Annotated in this window: 18 protein-coding genes; 4 read left to right on the top strand and 14 right to left on the bottom strand. The window is 66.1% G+C overall.

Annotated elements, in window-relative coordinates; all coding sequences use genetic code 11:
* The first annotated feature begins 49 nt into the window (after positions 1 to 49).
* The 4 genes from LPN03_RS07630 (at position 50) to LPN03_RS07615 (ending at position 3,667) form a co-directional block, all read left to right on the top strand.
* Positions 50 to 1,459: a PLP-dependent aminotransferase family protein gene (locus LPN03_RS07630; RefSeq protein WP_165180764.1), complete on the top strand. Its 1,410-nt coding sequence runs from the start codon at positions 50 to 52 to the stop codon at positions 1,457 to 1,459.
* 62 nt (positions 1,460 to 1,521) lie between these two features.
* The gene (locus LPN03_RS07625) at positions 1,522 to 2,007 is read left to right on the top strand and encodes an NfeD family protein (protein ID WP_165180763.1); all 486 of its coding nucleotides are present in this window, start codon (positions 1,522 to 1,524) and stop codon (positions 2,005 to 2,007) included.
* Positions 2,008 to 2,097: 90 nt separating this feature from the next.
* The gene (locus tag LPN03_RS07620) at positions 2,098 to 3,033 is read left to right on the top strand and encodes an SPFH domain-containing protein (RefSeq protein WP_165180762.1); all 936 of its coding nucleotides are present in this window, start codon (positions 2,098 to 2,100) and stop codon (positions 3,031 to 3,033) included.
* 292 nt (positions 3,034 to 3,325) lie between these two features.
* Positions 3,326 to 3,667, top strand: a complete 342-nt coding sequence (locus LPN03_RS07615; protein ID WP_165180761.1) for an RNA polymerase-binding protein RbpA — start codon at positions 3,326 to 3,328, stop codon at positions 3,665 to 3,667.
* A gap of 108 nt (positions 3,668 to 3,775) precedes the next feature.
* Here LPN03_RS07615 and LPN03_RS07610 read toward each other — a convergent pair whose 3' ends face one another.
* The 14 genes from LPN03_RS07610 to dop all read right to left on the bottom strand — a co-directional run bounded on the left by LPN03_RS07610 (position 3,776) and on the right by dop (position 19,761).
* On the bottom strand, positions 3,776 to 4,504 hold the full coding sequence (locus LPN03_RS07610; protein ID WP_165180760.1) for a polyprenol monophosphomannose synthase: 729 nt from the start codon (positions 4,502 to 4,504) through the stop codon (positions 3,776 to 3,778).
* A gap of 503 nt (positions 4,505 to 5,007) precedes the next feature.
* Positions 5,008 to 6,633: an amidohydrolase gene (locus tag LPN03_RS07605; protein ID WP_165180759.1), complete on the bottom strand. Its 1,626-nt coding sequence runs from the start codon at positions 6,631 to 6,633 to the stop codon at positions 5,008 to 5,010.
* An 84-nt stretch (positions 6,634 to 6,717) separates the two neighbouring features.
* A complete protein-coding gene (locus tag LPN03_RS07600) occupies positions 6,718 to 9,594 on the bottom strand; it encodes a DEAD/DEAH box helicase (RefSeq protein WP_262453788.1) in 2,877 nt (958 codons plus the stop codon).
* 65 nt (positions 9,595 to 9,659) lie between these two features.
* Positions 9,660 to 10,454 carry a twin-arginine translocase subunit TatC gene (gene tatC, locus LPN03_RS07595; RefSeq protein ID WP_165180757.1) on the bottom strand — a complete coding sequence of 265 codons (795 nt, stop codon included), beginning with the start codon at positions 10,452 to 10,454 and terminating at the stop codon, positions 9,660 to 9,662.
* Positions 10,455 to 10,513: 59 nt separating this feature from the next.
* A complete protein-coding gene (gene tatA / locus LPN03_RS07590; protein ID WP_165180756.1) occupies positions 10,514 to 10,798 on the bottom strand; it encodes a Sec-independent protein translocase subunit TatA in 285 nt (94 codons plus the stop codon).
* Between the two features lie 23 nt (positions 10,799 to 10,821).
* Entirely contained in the window at positions 10,822 to 11,193 is a 372-nt protein-coding gene (locus LPN03_RS07585; RefSeq protein WP_165180755.1) for a hypothetical protein, read from the bottom strand.
* A 9-nt stretch (positions 11,194 to 11,202) separates the two neighbouring features.
* The gene (locus LPN03_RS07580; RefSeq protein WP_165180754.1) at positions 11,203 to 13,323 is read right to left on the bottom strand and encodes a helix-turn-helix transcriptional regulator; all 2,121 of its coding nucleotides are present in this window, start codon (positions 13,321 to 13,323) and stop codon (positions 11,203 to 11,205) included.
* Between the two features lie 105 nt (positions 13,324 to 13,428).
* Positions 13,429 to 13,824: an FKBP-type peptidyl-prolyl cis-trans isomerase gene (locus LPN03_RS07575; protein WP_165180753.1), complete on the bottom strand. Its 396-nt coding sequence runs from the start codon at positions 13,822 to 13,824 to the stop codon at positions 13,429 to 13,431.
* Positions 13,825 to 13,850: 26 nt separating this feature from the next.
* A complete protein-coding gene (locus LPN03_RS07570) occupies positions 13,851 to 14,828 on the bottom strand; it encodes an FKBP-type peptidyl-prolyl cis-trans isomerase (protein WP_165180752.1) in 978 nt (325 codons plus the stop codon).
* Positions 14,829 to 14,941: 113 nt separating this feature from the next.
* On the bottom strand, positions 14,942 to 16,315 hold the full coding sequence (pafA, locus tag LPN03_RS07565) for a Pup--protein ligase (RefSeq protein WP_165180751.1): 1,374 nt from the start codon (positions 16,313 to 16,315) through the stop codon (positions 14,942 to 14,944).
* A 2-nt stretch (positions 16,316 to 16,317) separates the two neighbouring features.
* Complete coding sequence (gene prcA / locus LPN03_RS07560) at positions 16,318 to 17,055, bottom strand: proteasome subunit alpha (RefSeq protein ID WP_165180750.1); 738 nt, start codon at positions 17,053 to 17,055, stop codon at positions 16,318 to 16,320.
* Position 17,056: 1 nt separating this feature from the next.
* On the bottom strand, positions 17,057 to 17,878 hold the full coding sequence (gene prcB, locus LPN03_RS07555) for a proteasome subunit beta (RefSeq protein ID WP_165180749.1): 822 nt from the start codon (positions 17,876 to 17,878) through the stop codon (positions 17,057 to 17,059).
* Between the two features lie 6 nt (positions 17,879 to 17,884).
* The gene (locus LPN03_RS07550; RefSeq protein ID WP_165180748.1) at positions 17,885 to 18,091 is read right to left on the bottom strand and encodes a ubiquitin-like protein Pup; all 207 of its coding nucleotides are present in this window, start codon (positions 18,089 to 18,091) and stop codon (positions 17,885 to 17,887) included.
* Positions 18,092 to 18,183: 92 nt separating this feature from the next.
* On the bottom strand, positions 18,184 to 19,761 hold the full coding sequence (dop, locus tag LPN03_RS07545; protein WP_165180793.1) for a depupylase/deamidase Dop: 1,578 nt from the start codon (positions 19,759 to 19,761) through the stop codon (positions 18,184 to 18,186).
* Positions 19,762 to 19,768: the final 7 nt, after the last annotated feature.

Genomic DNA, 19,768 nt, shown 5'->3' with positions numbered 1-19,768 from the left:
TAGGGAAACTGGCCTTATGCAGTAGTGCCAATTCGTCTAAGGTGGCTTTATGAACACTTTCGTCACCGGACGGCGACTGGCCCGCGAACTGGGTGAATGGCGGCAGGCGGGGCCGGCCTACCGGGCCCTGGCTGACAGGATCCGCGTACTGCTCATGGACGGCCGGCTTTCCAGCGGGGCCAGGCTGCCGGCTGAACGTGAACTCAGCAACGCCCTGGCCCTCAGCCGCACCACTGTGGCTGCCGCGTACTCAAAACTGCGCGACGACGGATACCTCGCCAGTGTCCGCGGCTCCGGCAGCACCCTGATCCTGCCCGGCCGCCAACGCGGCGAGCACGCCCTCAACAGTGGGCTGCCGCTGGACTTCACGAAGGCCACGGCACCCGCCTGGCCCGGGCTGGCTGCCGCCTTCACTGCAGCCGCAGAGGAAATTCCCGCCTATCTCAGCCACGACGGCTTCGACATGGTGGGTCTCCCCGACCTGCGTGAGGCCATCGCGCAAAGCTACCGGGACCGCGGCGTTCCCACCTCCGCCGACCAGGTCCTGGTGACGATTGGCGCCCAGCATGCACTGAACCTGGTCGCCCGGACGCTGTACTCCCCCGGTGAGCGGATCATGGTGGAACAGCCCACCTACCCCCATGCCCTGGACACCTTCAATTCGCTCGGTGCCCGGATCGTTGCCTTCCCTGTCCGGCAGGACGGCGGCTGGGACCTGCCGGAGGCGCTGCTGCAAATCCGCAGGACGGCCCCCAGCATGGCGTTCCTGATGCCCGACTTCCACAATCCCACGGGCATGAGCATGCCCGCCCACGAACGTGAGTACCTGGCCGCCGCGGCCCAGCGCGAAGGGACGGTGCTGGTGGTCGATGAGACAACGGCACCGCTTGACATCGACCGCGGCCCCATGCCCGCCATGGCCAGTTTCAGCCCCCACGTGGTGACGCTCGGTTCGCTGGGCAAGCTGGCCTGGGGCGGTCTCCGCATCGGCTGGATCCGGGCCAGCCGCGAAGTCCTCGCCAGGCTCCTGCGCAACCGGCCGTCGTCGGACTTGGGAACGCCCTTGTTTGAACAACTGGTGGCCACCCAGCTTTTGCGGGACCTGCCCCTCCTGGCCGCCAGCCGCAGCAAGGCCCTGCGGCATGGCCGGGACCTGCTGGTGGGGCTGCTGGCGGAACAGCTTCCAGAGTGGGACGTGGCCGTGCCCGACGGCGGCATGTCGCTGTGGATCAACACCGGTTCGATCTCCACTTCGGCGTTGTCGCTGGCCGCCCGCAGCGAGGGGCTGGGCCTGGTGCCCGGGCCGCGCTTTGGCCTGGACGGGGCGTTTGAGAGATTCCTGCGGCTGCCCTTCAGCTACGGTGACGCCGAACTGCGCGACGGCGTTGACATCCTCGCCCGCATCAGCTCCAGTGTGGGCGCCGAGCCCTTGCGCATCCCCCTGCAGGCGGTTATCTAACGGGCTATTCACACCTTTACGTAGTAGGCTCATTTGTACGTTAAGTCACCAAGGGGGACTCGATGCTCGAATGGATTAATGACTTCGGCTGGATCATCTGGCTGACCGTGTTCCTGCTGCTCGCAGTTGCCGAAATGCTGACGCTGAACCTCTACTTCATCCTGATGTCCGTTGGTGCACTGGCGGCACTGGTGGCCTTCCTGTTCCATGCCCCGCTATGGCTGCAAATTGTCATCTTCTGCGTCGTGGCGCTGGCCACCACCGTGCTGATCAGGCCGCTCGCGCTGGCGCACCTGCGCCGCGGGCCGGCGGACCAGCTTTCCAATGTGGACCGCCTGATTGGCCACCCGGCCGTGGTGCTTGAAGCAGTCAGCACCAACTCCGGCCTGGTCAAGATCGGCGGGGATGTCTGGACGGCGCGCATACGCGGCGGGGCGGAAATCCCCGTAGGGGCAGGGGTGGAAGTGTCCGCGATTGACGGCGCCACGGCCATCATCAGCTCCCCCGGCGCGCACCGGCCGACGGGAACAGCCGCAACAACCGCCTGAGCGCCTCGCTGCCGGGCGGCTGCACGAAATTTCCTGTGCCAAAAGGCGCACGGAACAAGCTTTCCATGAAACAAGAAAAGAGGGGATTTCATGCCAGATGGAGCCGGAGCAGTAGTTTGGCTTTTTGTAGTAATAGTCCTGCTGATATTCGTTGTCATTGTCCTGGTGCGTTCGGTGCGGATCATTCCGCAGGCACGCGCCGGGGTGGTTGAACGGCTCGGCAAGTACCAGCGCACGCTCAATCCCGGGCTGACGGTCCTTATCCCGTTTGTGGACCGGCTGCTTCCGCTGCTGGACCTTCGCGAACAAGTGGTTTCCTTCCCGCCGCAGCCGGTCATCACGGAAGACAACCTGGTGGTCTCCATTGACACCGTGGTGTATTTCCAGGTCACGGACCCGCGTGCAGCCACCTATGAAATTGCCAACTACATCCAGGCTGTTGAGCAGCTGACCACCACCACCTTGCGCAACGTGGTGGGCGGACTGAACCTGGAGGAGGCGCTGACCTCCCGTGACCAGATCAATGGCCAGCTGCGCGGCGTCCTGGACGAGGCCACCGGCCGCTGGGGCATCCGTGTCAGCCGTGTTGAGCTCAAGGCCATTGATCCGCCATTGTCCATCCAGGACTCCATGGAAAAGCAGATGCGCGCAGAGCGTGACCGCCGCGCTGCGATCCTGACCGCCGAGGGCACCAAGCAGTCGGCCATTCTGACGGCCGAGGGTGAGCGGCAGTCCTCCATCCTGAAGGCGGAAGGTGACGCCAAGGCGGCCATCCTCCGCGCAGACGGCGAATCCCAGGCCATTCAAAAGGTGTTTGACGCCATCCACAAGGGGAACCCGACGCAGAAGCTGCTGGCGTACCAGTACCTGCAGACGCTGCCAAAGATCGCCTCCGGCTCGTCCAACAAGCTCTGGATCATTCCCAGCGAAGTGGGCGAGGCCCTGAAGGGCATCGGCAACGTGCTCGGTTCCACCAACGGCGACTCGGACGATTCCGCGGACGTCGCCCGCGACCAGCTGCCGTAATCACGGGCAGCCGCCCCTGAGGCGGACCCGGCCGCGCGGCCAAGCACGTATAATGGGTGCTTGGCCGCGCGGCGTTTTTGCGCAGCCTGCCAACTTTCAGGCCGCCGCGGGGCAGTTCCTGGGAACTGCTTCTGCACTGTCTTTGCCGGGGGAAGCGCCGTTGGAACAACGGCGGCTGACCGTGCGTTGAATCTAAGAGGAACGTGGGTGCGTGCCGGGGCGTTGAACGCCACGGCGCGGGCCAGGACGCCGGCTCCCCCACAGGGGCGGGCAACAACATTAGGGAGAAATCATGAGCGATCGTAGCTTGCGGGGCATGCGCCTGGGTGCGCAAAGCATGGAGACGGAGTCGGGCGTTGAGCCGGCACCTCGGCAGCGTGTGGAATACCGCTGCGCCGACGGCGAGCAGGTGTTCGTGACATTCTCTTCCGAAGCTGAAATTCCGGCAACCTGGGTGTCCAAGACCGGCAAGGAAGCCCTCCTGGTCAACGGGGAAGCACCCGACCGCTCCAATGACAAGCCTGTCCGCACCCACTGGGACATGCTGCTGGAGCGCCGCTCGCTGCCCGAGCTGGAGACCATCCTTGCCGACCGCCTCACCATCCTCCGGGAGCGTCGCGGCGAAAAGGTCTGACGCCCGGCCTTGGCCAGCAAATCGTCAGGGAATAGCTCACAAAAATGGCGGACGGTCCCTTTTCGGGACCGTCCGCCATTTTTTGTGTGCCCGGACCGCGGGCCTGGCCTACTTGCGGCCGGTCAACTTCTTCCACCGGGCGGCCAGGCCCCATTTGGTGACATTGAGCATGGCCTCCTGGACAATGTTGCCGCTCATCTTTGAGGCGCCGAATTCACGTTCCACAAACGTAATGGGTACCTCCACCACCTTCATGCCCAGCTGGCACACCCGCCACAGCATGTCCACCTGGAAGCCGTAGCCCACCGACTCCACCTCGTCGAAGTTGAGGGCTTCCAGGGTGGTGCGGCGAAATGCCCGGTAGCCGCCGGTGATGTCACGGACGGAGATTCCTAGCAGGATGCGGGAGTACAGGCTGCCGCACGTGGAAATGAGCTTGCGGTGCAGGGGCCAGTTGACCACCTTTCCGCCCGGAACCCACCGGGAGCCCAGCACCAGGTCAGCGCCCTGTTCGACGGCGTCGAGCAGCAGCGGAAGCTGTTCGGGCTGGTGCGAGCCGTCGGCATCCATTTCCACCAGGACGTCATAGCCTGCGTCCAGGCCCCACGTGAAGCCGGCCAGGTACGCCGCGCCGAGTCCTTCCTTGCCCGCGCGGTGCAGCACGTGCACCTGGGGGTCTGCTGAGGCCAACTCATCCGCCAGCGCGCCTGTCCCGTCCGGGCTGTTGTCATCGGCTATCAGCACGTCGACCTGGGGCGCGGCCGCACGGAGCCGGGCGAGGGTCTTCGGCAGTGACTCGAGCTCGTTGTAGGTGGGGATGATTGTCAGGACACGCAACAGAATGGTGCCTTTCCGTGTGGGTAGCAAAAAAAGGGGCGCCAAACCGAAAGGTGCTTGCCGGCCTGGGCTGCAGGGGACTTGAAAAGTCCGTGCGGCAGCAGTGAGGCGCCACGTCCCCAGTATAGGGGACGCTCATGGGAGCGAAGGGCGGGAGGACGGGCGTGGCAGCGCGCACGGCCAAGGCGGGGCTGCGGGAAAGGAATGGGCCCACGCGCCTTCGGGCCAAGCAGGGTCCGGCGGCGGGCCGGAGTCCTTGTTTGTTTTCTACTGGCGCGTGAACCCATTCCCAAAGCACCGGCCCGCGGTTTCCCCTGACCGGCTTGGGAGCCCCGTTCGGGGTGTCCGCTTCAATAAAAACTAATTGTCCCCAGGCCTGCTGTCAATGCGGACGTGACCTGCGCCGATGTGCATCGCCGCAGTTCAGGGGCACATTTGGCGTCTGCAAAAACTTGCTTCGGCGGGCGTGTCGGCCCCGGCGTGTCGCCCGGACAGCTGTGGAGCTAGGCGAAGTCGGTTGCGGCGAAGAGTTCCCGGCCGCGGTGGACCGTTTGCAGGCAGCGTGGGTCGTTTTCCGTGTCGAGAGCGGGCAGCAGCGGCGTGCGCGCCCGCGGGTCCGTGGACCAGGACTGCACGCGTTCGTCGGCAACCTGGACCATCAGTTCCTCAATTTCCCACACGGCGAAACTGGCAGGCGCACCGGGCCCCAACTGGCCCAGGAGGGGGTTGGTGCCACGGGCCGCACGCCACCCCGCCCTGGTGTGGCCAATGAACGCGGCACGGGCCGAGATCCGCTGTCCGGGCTGGTGGTGGTTCAGCGCAGCCCGGACGCTGTCCCACGGGCTCAGTGGTGTGACGGGGGCGTCCGAGCCGAAGCAGATGGGCACCCCGGCGGCGTAGAAGCGGGCCAGCGGGTTCATGGTGGCTGCCCGGCCGGACCCCAGGCGCCGGGCGTACAGCCCGTCCTCACCGCCCCACTGGGCGTCAAAGGCGGGCTGGACGGAAACCGTGACGGCGTGGTGGGCCAGTGCCGCCATGGCGCCGTCGTCGACCATTTCAGCGTGCTCAAAGCGGTGGCCGGCAGCCCGCACCTTCTCAATGCCCACGCGCTGGGCAGCCAGCGCCAGCCCTTGGACGGCGATCTCCATGGCGCCGTCCCCGATGATGTGGAAGCCGCCCTGGATGCCCAGTTCCGAGGTGGCGGCCAGGTGGGCGGCCACCTCCTCGACGGTGAGGTGCGCCTGTCCGCGGCCGTCGGCGGCGTCCGCATACGGCTCGCGCAGGAAGGCCGAATGTGAGCCGAGGGAGCCGTCAATGTTCAGGTCCCCCGCCAGGCCGAGCACGGGCGTTCCGAGCGACGCCAGCAGTTCCCTGGCCTCCCCGGCGTTCGAGACCGCCTGCCCCCAATAGGGCAGTACTTCGGGGAAGGCGTCCGTGGCATCAAAGGCCGTCAGGCTGGCCAGCTGGGCCAGGTCTGCCGCCGAGCCGACGTGGGGCGCCGCCATCTCCGCCAGGGCCACGTAGCCCCTGGAAGCCGCGTGGCGGAGTGCACGTTCCTGGACCCGGCGGCGGTCGGCGGGGGCAAGCTGGCGTGCTGCATCGCGGGCGGCCGCATGCGCGGCGCCGGAGACAAGGCCGGCCCCGTCCCATCCGGGGAGTCCGGCCAGGCCCAGCCGTGCGGCCAGGGCTGCCGAAACAATGCCCGAGTGGACGTCAATGCGGGCCAGGTACACCTCACGGCCGCCCGTTGCCCTGTCCAGTTCCGCGGCGCCGAGGCGGACGCCGGCGGGCCAGGACGAGTCGTCCCAGCCGTGCCCCAGCACAATGCCGGTGGTGGCGGCAGCTGCCTGTGCCACCAGCTCCAGGGCGTCCTGGGCGGAGCGTGCCCCGGAGAGGTCAATCGAGTCCAGCGCCAGGCCTGTCTCCGTGACATGGACGTGGGAGTCCACAAACCCCGGGGTGATGAGTGAACCGCCCAGGTCGATGACGTGCATGCGCGAATCCAGCAGCGAGGTTGCGGCATGTTCGGAACCTACCCACGCCACGGTGTCGCCGTCCACCAGCATGGCCGTGGCAAACGGGTCCCCTGCGCTGTAGACGGAACCGTTGCGGTACATGGTGAGTGACATGGCTGGGTGGGTCCTTTCAGGAACTTTTCGATTAATCCATTGCCCGGCAGCGGGGCGTGGGCCGATGAAGGCTGCCCTGGTGGCCTACTCCACGACGGTGGTGTAGGCCACCACTCCGCGACGCACCAGCTCGATGGCCGAAATGCACAACCGGGGGAAGTCCCCCTGCATTCCCGGCACCGTGGCCAGCTGGTCCAGCAGGTCAATGACCTGCTTGGTCCACCGGACAAAGTCGCCGGCAGCCAGGTCCGTACCCTTGAGCGAGTCCTGCAGCGTGCGCCCCTTGGCCCACTTGAACATGGGCCAGACAAGCCCCAGCTCCGGCTCCCCCGTCAAGGGCAGCCGGTGCGATTCCTCGGCATCCTCCAGCACCGACCAGAGCCGCACCACGGCATCCACGGCAGTCTCCAGGCTGATGCTGGGCATCCTGGGCCGCATGCCGCCGTCGTCCCTCTTGGCCTGGAAAACCAGTGCACTGGCAAAGGCCGCCAGCTCGGCCGCGTCCAGGTCGTCGAAGGCGCCTTCACGCAGGGCCAGGGCGATCAGGAGGTCTTTTTCGCCATAGACGCGCCGCAGCCGCTGGCCGTCCGCGCTGGGGCGCAGGTTGCCGCCGTCGTCCGTCTCGACGAAGCCGTAGGCGGCCAGTAGTTCGCTGACCCGGTCGAAGGTCTTGGCGATCGTGTTGGTGCGTGCCTGGATGGCCCGGACCACCCCGTCCGTCTCCCGGCGCAGCTTCCACCACCGTTCGGACCACCTCGCATGGTCCTCGCGGTCCGGGCAGCCATGGCACGGGTGGGCCTGCAGCGCCCGGCGCAGGGTGTCGATGGCATCCTCCTGGCCACGGGCAGTGCCGGACATCGCGAAGGCCGCCTGGCGGTCCGGGGGCTGTGTGGCAGCCTGCGCGAGCGCATCCTGCACGGCGGCCAGCAGATTGCGCTTGTCCTTGGGGAGCTTGGCATTGAAACCCTTGCCAATGCGCACATGGGCCAGCACCCCGGCCGGGCCGTGGAGTTCGTGGATGCCCAGGCGGCGGACTTCGCGGTTCTCCGAAAGAACGCCGGGGCGCGGCTCGCGGGACTGCGGATCAGCCACCAGCACGACGGCGTGGCCCGGGTTGCGCCCTGCCGGCACCATGATCACGTCCCCGGGACGAAGCCGGGCCATCGACTCGGCCACCAGGGCCTTGCGCTGCCGGGCCTGGTTTTTGGAAGCACCGGATTCCAGGTCGGAGAGCTCACGGCGGAGCCTGGCATATTCGGTGAAGTCGCCGCGGCTGCAGCTCATGGACTTCTCGTACCCGGCCAGGGATTCCTCGCGGGAGCGGACCTGCCGGGCCAGGTCGACCACGGAGCGGTCTGCCTGGAACTGCGCGAAGGACGATTCAAGGATGTCGCGGGTCCGTTGGCGGCCAAATTGCGCCATGAGGTTGATGCTCATGTTGTAGGTGGGGCGGAAGCTGGAATTGAGCGGATAGGTGCGCCGCGAGGCCAGCCCGGCCACGGCGGTCGGGTCGGTGCCCGGCTGCCACAGCACCACTGCGTGCCCTTCGACGTCGATCCCCCGCCGGCCCGCCCGGCCCGTCAGCTGTGTGTATTCGCCCGCGGTGATGCCCACATGGGCCTCTCCGTTGAACTTCTCCAGCTTCTCCAGCACCACGGTGCGGGCAGGCATGTTGATGCCCAGGGCCAGCGTTTCGGTGGCAAACACGGCGCGGATCAGTCCGTCGGCAAACAGCCCCTCCACCACTTCCTTGAAGCTGGGCAGCATGCCGGCATGGTGGGCGGCCAGGCCGCGCAGCAGCCCGTCGCGCCACGCCCAGTAGCCCAGCACTTCCTTGTCGGAATCGGGCAGCTGGGCGGTGGCGGCATCAACGCGGTCGGCAATTTCACTGCGTTCGGCCGGGGTGGTCAGCCACAGGCCGGCGGCCGCGCACTGTTGCACGGCGGCGTCGCAGGCTGCCCTTGAAAAAATGAAGGTGATGGCCGGCAGCAGGTCCCGGCTTTCCAGCGCCCTGATCACTTGGGGCCGGCTGGCCCGCTTGACCATCCCCGTGCCCGCGGAGGAGTGGTCGGAACCGTAGCGGTCCCTGCGTTCCCGGCGCCCGGCCCTGGCACCGTAGGACTGCCGGCTGCGGTGCGAGCCGCCGGATTCGCTCCGGGCCAGCTTGAGCAGTTCAGGATTGACCTTGAAGCGCGGCGGCACGGCGGTTGCGGCCGTGGCATCCGGGCTGGCCGCAATTTCCGCAGCCGCCTCGTCGAAGGATTGGTTGGTGGCAAACAGGTCCACGATGTCGCGCTGGACCATCACATGCTGCCACAGCGGAACGGGCCGGTGCTCGGAGACCACCACGGCCGTGTCTCCCCGGACGGTGCCCAGCCACGCCCCAAACTCCTCCGCGTTGGACACTGTCGCGCTCAGGGAGACCACTGAAACCTCGCTGGGCAGGTGGATGATCACTTCTTCCCAGACGGCCCCGCGGAACCTGTCCGCCAGGTAGTGGACCTCATCCATGACCACGTACGCCAGCCCGGAGAGGGTGTCCGAGTCAGCGTAGAGCATGTTGCGCAGCACCTCGGTGGTCATGACCACCACGGGCGCCTCGGAGTTGATGCTTGTGTCCCCCGTCAGCAGGCCCACATTCTCGGGCCCGTACTTGCGGGCCAGTTCCTGGTATTTCTGGTTGCTCAGGGCCTTGATGGGGGTGGTGTAGAAGGCCTTGTTGCCGCCGGCAAGGGCCAGATAGACGGCAAACTCGCCCACAATGGTCTTGCCGGCCCCGGTGGGCGCTGCCAGCAAAACACCGCGGCCTGCCACCATGGCACGGCACGCGGTGAGTTGGAAGTCGTCAAGGTCAAAGTCAAAGGTCTGCTTGAAGCTTCCCAGCAGGGTTCCCGAGTCCGCGGAGGCGTCCCGGGAAGCCGCGTAACGCTCGGCAGGTGTGGGGAGGTCAGGCATTGGCATGCTTCCAGCCTACGTCAGGACCCGCCGCCCAAAGGACGACGGCGGACCGCCGGGCCTCACGCTTCCTACAGTTCCTCGAGGTCCGTCAGCGGCGTGGCAATGTCAGCCGTGGCGTCCGTCTCATTGGCCCGCTTTGCAGCCCGGCGGTCGCGGCGTTTGTCATTGAGGATGCACAGCCCGATCGCGCCAAAGTACAGGACCAGCAAGGGGGCGGCCAGGAAGAACATGGACATGACGTCGGAGCCCGGGGCGGCCATGGCGGAGACGATGGTGACGCCGAGGATGGTGAAGCGCCACGCCTTGAGGTAGGTGGTGCCCCGGACCAGGCCAATGGCGTTGAGGGCAAACAACAGCACGGGGACCAGGAAGGCCACGCCCATGAACAGCATCAGCTGCAGGGCGAATTGCAGGAAGTCGATGGCCTTCATGATGTTGGTGCCCCCGGGCGGGGTGAAGGACGTCAGCGCGCGGACAATGTTGGGCCAGATGATCCAGCCCACAAAGATGCCGGCCAGAAACAGCGGAACCGAAGCCGCCATGTAGGACAGCGTGTAACGGCGTTCCTTTTTGGTCAGCCCGGGGGTGATGAAGGCCCACAGCTGGTAAATCCACACGGGAGAGGCGATGATCAGGCCCAAAATCAGCGAGATCTGGATCTTCAGGTCAAAGGAGGTGGTGACGCCCTCAAAGTTCAGCGACGCCACAATGTGGCGCTCAGTGCTGATGTCCCGCAACGGCTGGGTGATGGCCTCCATCATCGGATCGTAAAGGATCCACCCGATGACCACGCCCGGCAGCATCGCCAGGGCACTCTTGAAAAGCCGGTTGCGGGCTTCGATCAAGTGCGCCTTGAGCGGCATCCGCCCTTCCGGATTGGCTTTCCGGCCCTTGTGCCCGTTCACCGGTGCTGTGGCGGTATCTATGACTGAGCGCCGGTACCGGTTCCGGTACCGTCGCCCGTGTTGCTGTCAGGCTGCGCCGGGTTGTTGACGATCTTGCCTTCCATCGGCGCATCCGTGCCCGGCGCGGCGGAGGGCTTCTCGTCCTTGCCGTCGTTCTTCATTTCCTTGACCTCGGACTTGATGATCCGCATGGACTGGCCAAGGCTGCGTGCCATGCCCGGCAGCTTGGGTGCTGCGAACAGCAACAAAACTACGATGATGATGATGGTGATCGCCCAAGGGCTCTCAAAAAGTCTTCCCACGGTTTAACGCCTTTCCTTTTGGTTCATCCTACGTCTTCCAAAGCTTTGATGTCGCGCAAGGATTGGAGCTGTCCGCGTTCTTTCCTGCGGGCGACGCGCCGTTGGAGCCGGGCAAGTTGCCGTTCTTCCTTGGCGGCTAGGTAATCATCCTTCATTTGTTCAGGCGTTGCAAAAACCGCCGCGCCCGGAACGGTGGTTCGCGGCTCTGTGACGTGCACTGCCTTCAGCTTCCGGCTGCGATCGTCCCAGTGCGCGTTGAGGGCGTCGCCCATGGCAGTGGCCGCATGCATGGTTTTGGTGGCATCACGCCACACCTTGAACCCCAGCGCGGCGACAAAAAGGAGCGACAGCGCCGTCAGCGCAATCCACAGGACTATCCAAAACCACCAAGGCATGGGCCGATTCTATCCGTCCAGTCCGGGTGTTGCCGGTGAGCTTTCGCCCACAGCGTGATGCGCACTGCCTTCCCCGGCATAGCTGGCGGCAGCTGCCGCAAGCCATGCCCTGGCGCTTTCGCGCAATTCCGGCGGGTGCACCACCCTGGCATGCCCTGCCAGGCGGGCCAGCAGCGGCGGAATGGTCGCGGGCTCCCCCACCAGCATGCGAACGGCCATCTCCCCGCCGGCTGCCCCGACGAGGCGGTGCAGGGTGGCGTTGTAGGCCGGGGCAAGCCGCCCGGCAGTGGAACTCTCGGCAAGCAGCAGTACTTCATGGTCGTGGTCGCCCGGTGTGTAGGGGGCACCGTCGCTTCCCCCATCCACAGCGGTGTCCGGGGCGGGATTGAGCTGCGGGCCGGCAGGGGTGAGATTGCTGAGCAAATCCACCCTGAAGCTGCGCAGGGCGCCGGCAGTCCGGCACCAGGCGCGCACGTACCAGGTGGAGTCGATGGAGTAGATGCGCCGCGGTTCGATGGTGCGCTGCGTGAGCTCGTCGCGGCTGCGCACCAGGTAGCCGGCATGGCACGCCTGCCCGTCCCGGATGAGTCCCTGAAGCACGGAAATCGTCTCCGCCTGGGTGCCGGTAAGCAGCTGAAGTGCGACGGCGTCGGCCAGCCAGGCATCCGGCCCCGCCACCCTCTTGACTTGGGTGATGGCCTCTTGCAGGGCATCGGCCTTGTCGGTGCCCGGCACTGCCTTGAGCGCGTCCAGCCCCACCAGCAGGGCGCATGCCTCTTCCTGGGTCAGGCGCAGCGGGCTGGCGAGCGTTTCGGCGTCACGGATGAATACCTGCCCGTGTTCCGTCGTGACATCCATCAGGTCACCATGAAGATAGCCGGGCAGGCCGCTGACCATGAGGGTGCCCAGGTCAGCCTCCAGCTCCCGTCCGGAAATGCCGAATTCGGAGCAGAGTTCCTCCTCGGGAATGCCTGGGTTGGCCACCATGAACGGCACCATGGACAGCAGCCTGACCAGCCTGTCGCGTGTCGTGTTCCGCTTGGCGGGGGTGCGCGGCAGTGCCGGGCCAAGGGGCGGAAGGGCGCCGGAGGTCCCCGCGGCAATTGTGCCGGCCGGCAGCGGCGTTGGCTCTTCGGCGGCTGCCAGGGCGGCCTGCAGGCTTCCGGCCACGGCCTGGCGGAGTGTGCCCGGCTCAATGACAGCGGCTCCCGCTCCAAGCGAGGCGAGGTCAGCTGCCATGAGTTCGGGCTCGCGGTAGGCGACGGTCAATATGTCCCTACCGGGGACGGCGCCGTCGGTTTCGACTGTGGCACCCTCCCTGGTCCGCAGCTCGTGGACGGTCCCTGCGGGCACGCTGATGCGTGCGGTGTGCACCGTGCCTGAGCCGAGGGCGTCCAGCACGGAGGCGATGGAGAAGCCCTCCGGACGTTCAAAGGAGCCGGCGGGCCCCGGAACCACGGACGAGGTGATTCGGGAAAGACGGAAATTGCGCTGAGCACCCCGGGCCGTGTCGAAACCGGAGAGGTACCACTCGCCGTACTTGCTGCCCAATCCCCACGGCTGGACAGCACGTGAAGTGGTTGTCGCCGCACCGGCCGGGCGGTAGTCAAAGGTGACCTCCGAGCTTTCACGCAGGGCTGTCCAGAGTGGTTCGAATGCCGGCTCAAGGGTGCGCACCCTGGACTGGACGGTGGCTTCGTCGTCGTACCAGCCCAGGCCCGCCCGGGTGGCGACCTTGCGCAGGGCGGACTGCGCGGCGGCGCTAAACGCCGCTTCGGACCACAAGTTGGCGGCGACGGCCAGCATTGTCATGGCATCTTCGCTCAGCCTGACCTCGGGAACTCGGTAGTCCGCCGGCTTGATCCGGTACAGGACCTGTTCCTGGTCCTCCTCGTCAAAACTGGTGGTGGTGGTGATGGGAATGCCCACCTCGCGCAGGGTGTCCTTGTCGCGTTCAAACATGCGCTCGAAGGCCGGCCCGGCCGTTGCCTCCAGCGCAGCCGTGGCGGCGGTGCGTGCATAGCCGTTGACATTCTCCCGGATGAAGTGCCGGCTGCGCCCGCGGCTGGTGCCCAGCAGGGCAATGACCAGGTTGAGCATGCGTTCCGTCGCTGAGATTTTGCTTGACACAGCACCAGCCTACTGGGCGCAGTGTCGGCAGGACGCAAAAGGCCGGCCCCCAAGCGGAACTTGGGGGCCGGCGCGGTGCCCGGCAGCAAAGCTGCTGGGTGGAAGCTAGCGGACAGCCACCAGGTCCACAACGAAGATCAGGGCCTCATTCGGGCCAATGGCCCCGCCGGCCCCGCGGGAGCCGTACGCCAGCTCGGAGGGGATTTCGAGGCGGCGGCGCCCGCCCACCTTCATGCCAATCAGGCCCTGGTCCCAGCCCTGGATGACCTGGCCAACGCCTGCGCGGAAGTCCAGCGGCGTGCCGCGGCCCCACGAGGAGTCGAATTCCTCGCCGGTGGAGAAGGCCACGCCGACGTAGTGGGTGGAGACGGTGCTGCCGGGAACCACTTCGGTGCCGGTGCCCTCAATGAGGTCCTCAATCACCAGTTCAGTGGGGACGGCGTGGTCCGGGAAGTCTATTTCAGGCTTGGTGCGGTCGTAGTCGCGGGTACCAAAGGACATGGTGCTCCTTGCGTAGTTGGGGGTGATTACTTCTTCGCGTCAATCTTAACAACAAACACCAGGGCTCCGGCGGGCTGGCCCTGGGAGGGGTTGTCGCCGTAGGCCAGGGTGGAGGGGATGCTCAGCATGACGGTGGAGCCCACCTTCTGGCCTGCCAGGCCCATGGTCCAGCCGGGGATGACCTGCGCCAGGCTGAACGTGACGGGGGCGCCCTTGTCAAAGCTGGAGTCAAACTTCTTGCTGTCGGACCAGGCCCAGCCGGTGTAGCTGGCGGAGATGGAGTCGGTGGCCTTGATGACCTCGCCCGTGCCCTCGGTCAGGACCTGGACGGCCAGGTTTTCCGGGGCGGACTTCTTCGGAATGGTGATGCTCGGGATGCCCTTGGCGTCAAACTTTGCCGTGGGCAGGCCGCCGGCCTTGGCCAGGGCGGCGACATCCGCGGCGCTCATGAGCTTGGCGGGGTCCTTCGTGGCAGTGACCTGGAAGACGCTCAGCGAGGCCGGCTGTGCAGCCTGGGCGGGTGCGGACGCCGTGGCAGGGACGGCCGGCGTGGCGGGGGTTGCATAGGCAATGAAGGCACCGACCTTGACGCTGGCAAAGGTGGTGTAAACCAGCGGGTACTGCGCCTTGAAGGTCGGGGACAGTGTGAGGCTGCTGCCGGCAGCCTTGCTGAAGTTCTCCCCGAGGGTCTTGCCGGTCTTGGTGTCAAGGGCGATCTCGTGGAACTCCATGACCTGGCCGTCGGCGACCTTGGCACCCGTGCCGTCCTGGACCACCTTCATGGATTCGGCGCTGACGGCCAGCGGCATGGTGAAGGTGACCTTCGGTGCCTTGAGCTTGCCTTGGTCCACCACCTTGACGGAGGCCAGGGCTGCCGCGTTCGACGCCGGCACGGCAACGGGGCTGCCGGTTGCTGACGCCGAGGACGGCGAGGAGGAGTTTCCGGATGAACACGCTGTCACGAGCAGGAGCAAGGGCAGGAGGAGTGCAAGAATTCGACGCACAGAGACACTTTCGATGGCAGGACGGGTGAAGTTTTTGCGTTGCTGCCCGCTCGTTGCTGCAATTGCGGGCGCGTCCAGCTTAGCCGCCAAGTCTGGATGTTGCCTGTCCGCTGCTAGGCGTCAGGGCGCAGTGAGTCGATCAGGGCGTCCACGCGTTCGTCGCTGTTCTTGAACGGGTCCTTGCACAGGATGGTCTGGTGCGAACGGTCATTGAGTTTCAGGTGCACCCAGTCGACCGTGTAGTCGCGGCCGGATTCCCGGGCCGCGGACACAAAGCGCCCGCGCAGGCTGGCCCGCGTGGTGGCGGGCGGCGTCTCCCTGGCGTCCTCGATGGCTGCGTCGGTGGTGACCCGGGCGGCAGCGCCGCGGCGTTCCAGGACGTTGAACAGGCCGCGTTCGGGGGAAATGTCGTGGTAGCGCAAATCCAGCTGGGCCACGCTGGCCGAGCCAAGGTCCACGTCGTGCCGGGTTGCATAGGCCTGAAGCAGCTTGCGCTTGATGGCCCAGTCGATTTCGGTGTCGATGCCCGAATAGTTTTGCGTCTCGATGGCGTCCAGGGTCCTCTCCCACAGGTCAAGGATGCGCGGCACCAGGGCGTTGTGGGCGCCGTGGGAGCGGACAAAGGCGCCCACCCTTCCCAGATAGTGGCGCTGGATGTCGATGGCCGTCATGGTGCGCCCGTCAGCCATCTTCACAGCGTGCTTGCCCGTCAGGTCGTGGGAGATTTCCCGGATGCTGCGGATGGGGTTTTCCATGCGCATGTCCGTCATGATGGTCCCGGCCTCCACCATGCGCAGGATCAGGTCCACCGTGCCAACCTTGAGCATGGTGGTGGTCTCGGACATGGTGGAGTCCCCGACGATCACGTGCAAGCGCCGGTACAGTTCGGCGTCGGCGTGCGGTTCATCGCGGGTGTTGATGATGGGCCGGGAGCGGGTGGTTGCCGAAGAGACACCTTCCCAAATGTGGTCGGCCCGCTGGGAAAAGGCGAAATGGCCGCCCTGCTGGGGGCCCAGCACCTTGCCCGCACCGGCAATGAGCTGGCGGGTCACCAGGAAGGGAATGAGGATGTCGGCCAGCCGGTTGAACTCGCCCCGCCGGGTGATGAGGTAATTTTCGTGGCTGCCGTAGGAATTGCCGGCGGAGTCGACATTGTTCTTGAAGAGGAAGATTTTCCCGGAGTGGCCCTCAAGGGCAAGCCGGGACTGCGCCTCCGTGACCAGGTCATGGAGAATCAGCTCCCCGGCACGGTCATGCGCAATGAGCTGTTCCACACTGTCACATTCGGCTGTGGCATATTCGGGGTGGGAGCCTACATCCAGGTACAGGCGGGAGCCGTTGGGCAGGAACACATTGGAGGACCGGCCCCAGCTCACCACCTTGCGGAACAGGTAGCGGGCCACTTCCTCGGGCGTCAGGGGCCGCTGCCCCGGAGCCGAATAGGCAATGCCGAATTCCGTTTCTATGCCGAAGATGCGCCTGTCCATGGCTAGTCCCCTCCCCCGGATGCGAGCATCTGCTGCACGGCGTCCGGACCCAGCCGGCGGAAGGCGCGGTGGGTGCCCCTGACCTCGACAACATTGCGTTCCAGGACAGCCATTTCGAGATTGGCGGCCCCCAGGGATTCGGCCCCGTTGCTGCTGTCCGAGCCGTCCTGGTGCGGGGCCTGGAGTGCGTCAACGGCCCACTTGAGGACCTGGGCGAGGGTTGCCCCCGGCTCCCAGGTGTCGGCGAGCTTTTGCTGGACGATCTCCGCCTTCCCGCCCATTGCCAGGTAGCCGGACTCGTCGGCGATGGAACCGTCAAAGGTGAGCCGGAAGATGTGGTCCTCGGCCTGGGTGGCGCCCACTTCCGCCACTGCCAGCTCCACTTCAAACGGTTTTTGTTCGGCAGTGAACACGGTGCCCAGGCTTTGGGCGTACACGCTGGCCAGGCCGCGTGCGCTCACGTCCGACCTGTCGTAGGAGTAGCCGCGCACATCGGCATAGCGCACGCCGGCCTGGCGGAGGCTCTCAAATTCGTTGTACTTGCCCACCGCGGCAAAGCCGATCCGGTCGTAGATCTCCCCGATTTTGTGCAGCGTCGGTGAAGGGTTTTCGGCCACCAGGGCAACGCCGCCCCCATAGCCGAGCACCACCACCGAACGCCCGCGCGCGATGCCCTTGCGGGCAAAATCGGCGCGGTCCTTCATGACCTGTTCGGGGGACACATAAAATTGCTGGGACATCTCAGGCCTCCCTTCCTTCAACCATGCGCCGGTCAACAATCTGTTGCACCGCGGCAGCCAGCGCCTCCTCGGAAACCCGGGTGGCGCCGTCGTCCGTCACCACATAGACCACCGGCCAGAGCTTGCGGACCAGGTCCGGCCCGCCCGTGGCGGAATCGTCATCGGCGGCATCCACCAGGGACTCCACCGCAACGGCCACGGCGGTGGCGGCGTCCATGTCCGGGCGCCACAACTTTTTCAAGGCGCCGCGGGCAAACACGGAACCGGATCCCACACTGTGGTGTTCCAGCTCGATGTACCTGCCGCCGGTGACGTCGTAGGAAAACAGCCTGCCTTCCCTGCTGGCTGTTTCCACCCCGGCGAAAAGCGGCACCACGGAGAGGCCCTGGAGGGCCATGGGCAGGTTGGCCCGGATCATGGCGCCGAGGCGGTTGGCCTTGCCCTCCAGGCTGAGGAGCGTGCCCTCAATCTTTTCGTAGTGCTCCAGTTCCACCTGGAAGAGCCTGACAATGTCGATGGCAATTCCGGCCGTTCCCGCGATGCCCAGCACCGAGTACCTGTCGGCCGGGAACACTTTCTCAATGTGGCGGTTGGCGATCATGGTGCCCATGGTGGCGCGCCGGTCCCCCGCCATCACCACGCCGCCGGCGAAGGTTAGCGCCACGATGGTGGTGCCGTGGGGCACGGGGGGCAGCTGGCCGGCTGGCAGGGGGCGGCCAAAGGGCAGCAGGCCCGGGTTGTTTTGCGTGACAAAATCAAGGAACGACGACGACGAGCCTGCGGTTTCCAGCGACGGGATGACGTTCCTTTGGTGGGCATCCATGGTGGGCTACTGGCCGCCTTTTTGGACGAATCCGCGGACAAATTCCTCGGCGTTTGATTCAAGCACGCCGTCAATTTCATCCAGCAGGTCATCCACGCCCGAGGTGGCAGCCTGGGCGGCTCCGGAGTCCGGGGCCGGTGTGGGCAGCGGGGCCTCGTCGACTTGTTCCTCCTCAGTCCGGGAGGAAACGTTCTTTTGTTCCTGCGAAGCCATGATGTGTCCTTTCAGGATGGATCCTTCACTTCCATCCTGCCACGGCTGCGCACTGTTTGGCCCATGCTCCCCAAGTGTGTCCGGGGGACGGTTCAGGGAGCGCCGGCGAGCAGCCTGCCCAGGAACGTTTCGGCGTCCGGGCTGGTCTCAAACAGCTCCCCCGTAAGTTCACGCGTGCCGCGCAGCGGCTCCTTGGTGGGCACACGCTGCAGCCGGCGCTGGTGGGGCAGCTCGAAGATGACGGAGTCCCAGCTGGCGCCCACTACGCTTTCGCCGTATCGCTGGATGCACTGCCCGCGGAAATAGGCGCGTGTGTCCACGGGCGGCTGTTCCGCGGCGTGGGCAATGGACTGGTCAGTGACCAGCCGTTCCATGCGGCCCAGTTGCAGCAGCTTGTAGTACAGTCCCTTTTCCGGGCGGATGTCGGCCCACTGCAGGTCGATCAGGGCCAGGCGTGGATCATTCCAGGCCATGTTGTCGCGGGCCCGGTACTGCTGCAGCAGGCTCAGTTTGGCCACCCAGTCCAGCTGGTTCGCCAGCGTCATGGGATCGGCGGCCAGGGCCGTGAGGACGTCCTCCCACCTGGCCAGGACGGCGGCCGTGTGCCCGTCCCCCGTGTCCGGATGTGAGGAGCCGTTTGCTGCACAGTGTTCCTTGGCGGCCTCAAGGTAGAGCCGCTGGACCTCAAGGGCCGTGACCCTCTGCCCGTCACGGAGCAGGTGCTTGGCCCGGAGCTGCCAGTCATGGCTGACGTCCTTGAGCGTTGCCACGGGGTCGGCAAATGCGAGCACGGGGGCGGTGCCCTGCTCAATCATGTCCAGCACTATGGCCGTGGTGCCGAACTTGAGGTAGTTGGACACCTGGCTGAGGTTCGCATCGCCAATGATGACGTGCAGCCGCCGGTACTTGTCCACCACGGAGTGCGGCTCATCCCGGGTGTTGATAATGGGGCGGCGGATGGTGGTTTCCAGGCCGACTTCCGCCTCAAAGAAGTCCGCACGCTGGCTGAGCTGGAAGCCGTGGCCGGAGCCGTCCTGGCCCAGCCCCACCCTGCCCGCACCGCACATGAGCTGGCGGGTCACGAAGAACGGCGTGAGCCCCGTGACGATGCTGTTGAACGGGACGTGCCTGGGCACCAGGTAGTTTTCGTGGCTGCCGTAGGAAACTGACTTGTTGTCCGTGTTGTTCTTGTACAGGTTGATGGGCGGCAGTCCCTGCGTCGCGGCAATGCGGCGGATGGCGGCCAGCGCCACCACGTCCCCGGCAGCGTCCCAGCGGACGGCGTCGAGCGGGTTGGTCACTTCCGGGGAGGAATATTCGGGATGGGCGTGGTCCACATAGAGGCGCGCGCCGTTCCCCAGCACCATGTTCATCATCAGTGGCCCGCTGTGGTCCAGGGCAACACCGCCTTCCAGGGCAATCTGGGCGGCCGTCAGCTCTGGTTCGGAATCAGTGAGCTGGGAGGGGTCCGCCTCCTGCCTGGGCAGGACCCAGCCGCGGGCGTCGGCCAGGGGGTCCTCATCCGTGTAGTCCCACCGCGTTTCCCCGCCGGCCGCTGCCCGGTGCCCCGTCTCCTTGGAGTAGGCATGGACCACCTGGGTGGACAGCCAGGTGGCGTTGAAGGAACTGTTGCCGGGAGTGTGGATCCCATACTCGGTCTCCGCCCCCATGACGCGG

Origin of the sequence: Arthrobacter sp. A2-55 (genome assembly GCF_025548615.1) — a bacterium.
In the GTDB taxonomy this organism is placed as follows: domain Bacteria; phylum Actinomycetota; class Actinomycetes; order Actinomycetales; family Micrococcaceae; genus Specibacter; species Specibacter silviterrae.
Note: the sequence above shows the minus strand (reverse complement) of the source record. Positions and strands in the feature narration are given on the sequence as shown.

What these genes read in the sequence shown, in the direction of transcription:
- LPN03_RS07575 (WP_165180753.1), bottom strand. Translation starts at nt 13,824, where the DNA reads ATGTCCTTTGGTACCCGCGACTACGACCGCACCAAGCCTGAAATAGAC.
- LPN03_RS07600 (WP_262453788.1), bottom strand. Translation starts at nt 9,594, where the DNA reads ATGCCAATGCCTGACCTCCCCACACCTGCCGAGCGTTACGCGGCTTCC.
- LPN03_RS07585 (WP_165180755.1), bottom strand. Translation starts at nt 11,193, where the DNA reads ATGCCTTGGTGGTTTTGGATAGTCCTGTGGATTGCGCTGACGGCGCTG.
- LPN03_RS07615 (WP_165180761.1), top strand. Translation starts at nt 3,326, where the DNA reads ATGAGCGATCGTAGCTTGCGGGGCATGCGCCTGGGTGCGCAAAGCATG.
- pafA (WP_165180751.1), bottom strand. Translation starts at nt 16,315, where the DNA reads ATGGACAGGCGCATCTTCGGCATAGAAACGGAATTCGGCATTGCCTAT.
- LPN03_RS07625 (WP_165180763.1), top strand. Translation starts at nt 1,522, where the DNA reads ATGCTCGAATGGATTAATGACTTCGGCTGGATCATCTGGCTGACCGTG.
- LPN03_RS07550 (WP_165180748.1), bottom strand. Translation starts at nt 18,091, where the DNA reads ATGGCTTCGCAGGAACAAAAGAACGTTTCCTCCCGGACTGAGGAGGAA.
- prcA (WP_165180750.1), bottom strand. Translation starts at nt 17,055, where the DNA reads ATGTCCCAGCAATTTTATGTGTCCCCCGAACAGGTCATGAAGGACCGC.
- LPN03_RS07620 (WP_165180762.1), top strand. Translation starts at nt 2,098, where the DNA reads ATGCCAGATGGAGCCGGAGCAGTAGTTTGGCTTTTTGTAGTAATAGTC.
- LPN03_RS07630 (WP_165180764.1), top strand. Translation starts at nt 50, where the DNA reads ATGAACACTTTCGTCACCGGACGGCGACTGGCCCGCGAACTGGGTGAA.
- tatC (WP_165180757.1), bottom strand. Translation starts at nt 10,454, where the DNA reads ATGCCGCTCAAGGCGCACTTGATCGAAGCCCGCAACCGGCTTTTCAAG.
- prcB (WP_165180749.1), bottom strand. Translation starts at nt 17,878, where the DNA reads ATGGATGCCCACCAAAGGAACGTCATCCCGTCGCTGGAAACCGCAGGC.
- LPN03_RS07605 (WP_165180759.1), bottom strand. Translation starts at nt 6,633, where the DNA reads ATGTCACTCACCATGTACCGCAACGGTTCCGTCTACAGCGCAGGGGAC.
- dop (WP_165180793.1), bottom strand. Translation starts at nt 19,761, where the DNA reads ATGGGGGCGGAGACCGAGTATGGGATCCACACTCCCGGCAACAGTTCC.